Below are 3,574 nucleotides of genomic sequence, written 5' to 3'. Positions count from 1 at the left end.
CGAACATCAGGTCGGCGATCTCCTGCGCCAGGTCCGGGTCCTGGATCCGGATGGCATCCAGGGCGGTGGTGTCGTTGCCGGCGCCCAGCAGGTTGATCATCCCGGCTGCCGTCTTGGTGCCGCCCGGCGAGGGCTTGCGCACCTTGCCGCCGCCGGCCAGCACGCGGAACATGACGTCGTTCAGGTCTTCCAGCGCGGCCGGGTGGATGCCCTCCAGCTTGGCGACGCGCAGCAGCACGTCTCCACGCATGTTCTCGTCCAGCTGCACCAGGATGGCGGCGGCCTGCTCGGGCTCCAGGTGCGCGAGGATGGCGGCCACGATCTGCGGGTGTTCGTTGCGCAGCACCTCGGCCACGGCCACGGCGTCCATCCACTTCAGGTTCTCAATGCCGGTGAGGTCGCTGGTCTGCAGGATGCGGTCTGCCAGGATGCCGGCCTTTTCCTCGCCCAGCGCATGCTGCAGCACGGTGCGCACGTACTGGTGCGTGTCGGCGGCATACAGGCCCTGGCCTGACGTGGCGGCGATGAAGCGCTCGGCCACCGCGCCGAGGCGATCCCGGGAGACAACATGCGTGCGCGCGATGGTTTCGCCGATCTTCTGAACCTCGCGCGGCGAGAGGTGGCGCAGCACCTCGCCCGCTTCCTGCTCGCCCAGCGACATGAGCAGCACGGCGGCGTCTTCGAGTCCTTGTTCATCCATGGCAGCTCAGGCCTTCTCGGCTTCGGGGTTGATCCAGCCGCGCACGATGTTGGCGACGGCGGCGGGGTTCTGGCGGGCCATGACGCGAGCGCCTTCGAGCTGGGCCTGCTCGAGCAGCAACTCGGGACGCGGCAGCGCGATGGGTTCGGGGCCGGCTTCGGCGCTCGGGCCGTCGATCGCAGGACGCTCGGGCTCGTCGCCGACCACCGCATCCAGCGCACCGCCAGGGCCGGGCAGCGCGGCTGCCACGGGGCCGCCCTCCAGCGTCAGCGGCTCCTTCGGCTCCTTGTCATTCGCGGCTTCCGGCTTGGGCGGGCTCAGCGCCTTGAGCGCCGGCCGCACGAGTCCGAACAGCGCGGCCAGGCCCAACACCGCCAGCGCTGCCGGCCAGGCCAGGCTGCGGGCCAGTTCGTACAGCTCGGGACGCTTCCACAGCGGCAGTTCAGGCGCGACTGCGCCGTCGGCCATGAAGGCGGCGTTCATCAGATTGACGGAGTCGCCGCGCTCCTTGCTGAAGCCGATGGACTCGCGCACCAGGGCGGTCATCTGTTCCAGCTGGGCAGCGGGCAGCGCCGTGGGCGTGATCTTGCCCTGCGCATCCGCCACGCCCTGGTAGTTGACGACCACGGCGGCCGACAGGCGCTTGACGTTACCCACCGCGCCACGCACCGTGCGCACGGTCTTGTCGACTTCGTAGTTGGTGATGGATTCGCGCTTGCCGGGCGGGCGCTGGCCGGCGGCGGCCTGCGCCTGGGCGCCGTTGGGCGCCAGCGGGGCTGCCTGGCCGTTGATCGGCGCGGCGGGCGCACCGGGCGGTTGCGGCTGGTTCGACGCGGCCCCCGGCACGCCCGAAGGCTGGGGCGGCGTCGCGCCCACCGTCTCGATGGTCTGCTGGCTGCGCACCGCACTGGCGTCCTGGGACAGGTTGGGTCGGTGCTCCTCGCTCGTGGCCTCGGTCTGCGAGAAGTCCACGTCGGCCGTCACCTGGGCCTTGACGTTCTGCTTGCCCACCACCGGCTCCAGCATGTCCAGGATGCGACGGGTGTAGCTCTGCTCCAGTTGCTGGACGTAGGCCAGCTGCTGCGCATCGACGCTGCCATTGGCATTGGCATCGCCGGTGGCGGACAGCAACTTGCCGCTGTCGTCCACCACGCTGACGGCCGCAGGGCTGAGCTCCGGCACGCTGGAAGCCACGAGGTGGACGATGCCGGCGATCTGCGCGCGGTCCAGCGTGCGGCCCGGGTGCAGGGTGAGCAGCACCGAAGCCGAGGGCTTCTGCTGCTCGCGGAAGAAGCCGTTCTGGTTGGGCAGCGCCAGGTGCACGCGGGCCGACTGCACGGCCGCCAGGGCCTGGATCGAGCGGGTGAGCTCACCCTCGAGGCCCCGCTGGAAGCTCAGCTTCTCCTGGAACTGCGTCATGCCGAAGCGGTTGGTGTCGGTCAGCTCGAAGCCCGTCACCGATCCCTTGGGCAGGCCCTGGGAAGCGAGGCGCAGCCGCACGTCGTGCACCTTCTCGGCCGGCACCATGATCGCGCCTCCGCCCTCGGTGTACTTGTAAGGCACGTTCATCTGCGCCAGCTGCGCGACGATGGCGCCTCCATCCTTGTCGTTCAGGTTGGAGAACAGCACCCGCCAGTCGGACGAGCGGCCCATCACGACGGCGGCGATGGCCACGGCCGCCAGCAGCACGGCGCCGAGCGCCAGCTTCAGGCGCTGACTGCGGTCCAGGGCCGCGAATCGGCTGGCCAGGCCGGCCGGCACCAGGGCGGTGCCGGGCAAGGGGCTGGTGGCGGGAAGCTGGGCGGCAGCGGCGGACATGGGGCGGACGGCGGCGTTGGAAGGCGGAAGCCGGGACAGCCTCCGCATGGCCGCCGATTATTCGAAGGCCCGCCGCCGCGAAGCCTTGGATAAGGCCCCATATTCGGCCTCAATTCCCGCCATGAAGTGCCGAGGGGGGGCTTAGCATCCCGGCACCATGGAACTGCGCCTGAACACCGTCACCCCCTCGGCCGCGGGCCTGCGGCCGGCCGGCAGCGCCCGCCCCGCGGCCAATGTCGAGGCCGCGCCCGGCGGCGGCTTCTCGTCGGCGCTGTCGGGCGCCCTACGCGAGGTGAGCAATGCGCAGAACGAGTCGTCGCGGCTGCAGCGCGAGGTCCAGATGGAGAACCCGCAGGTCAGCCTCGAGCAGACCATGGTGGCCATGCAGAAGGCCCAGGTGGGCTTCCAGGCCACGATGCAGGTGCGCAACCGGCTGGTTCAGGCCTACACGGACATCATGAACATGCAGGTCTGAGCGCGCCGCACGCGCTCAGTGCATGGTCTGAAGGCGGGGGTCGAACAGCTCAGCCACGTCCGACAGCCAGGGCTCGGCCAGCACGCGGATTTCGGCATCGTTGCGCAGGATCCGCTGCATGATCCGCGCCTTCTCGGCCCGCTCGGTACGCTCGAGCTTTTCGCTGCGGCCCTTGAAGCGCAACTGTTCGATCAGCACGGCACAGGCCCCCTCGCAACGCACCACCTCGTCCCAGTCTTCGCGGCGGGCTGCGTCCAGCATGCGCACGCTCGCGTCCTCGATCGCCTTGTAGTAGTCCAGCAGTCGATGAGACATCGCGAGCTCCTGCATAGCGGCCTCAGGCCGGTTGGAATGCCACTGCATGCGCCTGCGGTCCGATTTCACTCCAGGCCTGGGCGACCGGGCTGATCAGGGCCGCCACCTCGGCCAAGATGGCTGCGTCGTTGCGCAGATTGGCCGTGGTGAGGCGGCCGATGCAGTAGTCGTACAAGGCGCGCAGTCTACCCGCCAGCTCGCCGCCGCGCGACAGATCCAGGCCGGGCTTGAGGCCCTCTTCCAGCAGTCGCACGGCCCGGCCGATC

General features: G+C 69.9%; 5 protein-coding genes. 1 reads left to right on the top strand and 4 read right to left on the bottom strand.

Annotated features, from left to right (window positions below):
• On the bottom strand, window positions 1-700 hold a 700-nt coding region (fliG, locus tag QZ772_RS09900; protein ID WP_295525364.1), incomplete at its 3' end, for a flagellar motor switch protein FliG.
• Window positions 701-706: 6 nt separating this feature from the next.
• Entirely contained in the window at window positions 707-2,518 is a 1,812-nt protein-coding gene (gene fliF, locus QZ772_RS09895) for a flagellar basal-body MS-ring/collar protein FliF (protein WP_295525362.1), read from the bottom strand.
• Between the two features lie 157 nt (window positions 2,519-2,675).
• Between fliF and fliE the strand changes: the two genes are divergently transcribed.
• Complete coding sequence (gene fliE, locus QZ772_RS09890) at window positions 2,676-2,993, top strand: flagellar hook-basal body complex protein FliE (RefSeq protein ID WP_076504143.1); 318 nt, start codon at window positions 2,676-2,678, stop codon at window positions 2,991-2,993.
• Window positions 2,994-3,008: 15 nt separating this feature from the next.
• Here fliE and QZ772_RS09885 read toward each other — a convergent pair whose 3' ends face one another.
• Window positions 3,009-3,308 (bottom strand): flagellar protein FliT, encoded by a 300-nt coding sequence (locus tag QZ772_RS09885; protein ID WP_295525359.1) that lies wholly within the window; start codon window positions 3,306-3,308, stop codon window positions 3,009-3,011.
• A gap of 22 nt (window positions 3,309-3,330) precedes the next feature.
• Window positions 3,331-3,574, bottom strand: a 244-nt coding sequence (locus QZ772_RS09880) for a flagellar export chaperone FliS (protein WP_295525356.1), incomplete at its 5' end; no start/stop codon positions are given.

Source organism: uncultured Pseudacidovorax sp., assembly GCF_913773995.1.
GTDB lineage: Bacteria > Pseudomonadota > Gammaproteobacteria > Burkholderiales > Burkholderiaceae_C > Xenophilus.
This window is presented reverse-complemented; position numbering and strand designations above follow the sequence as displayed.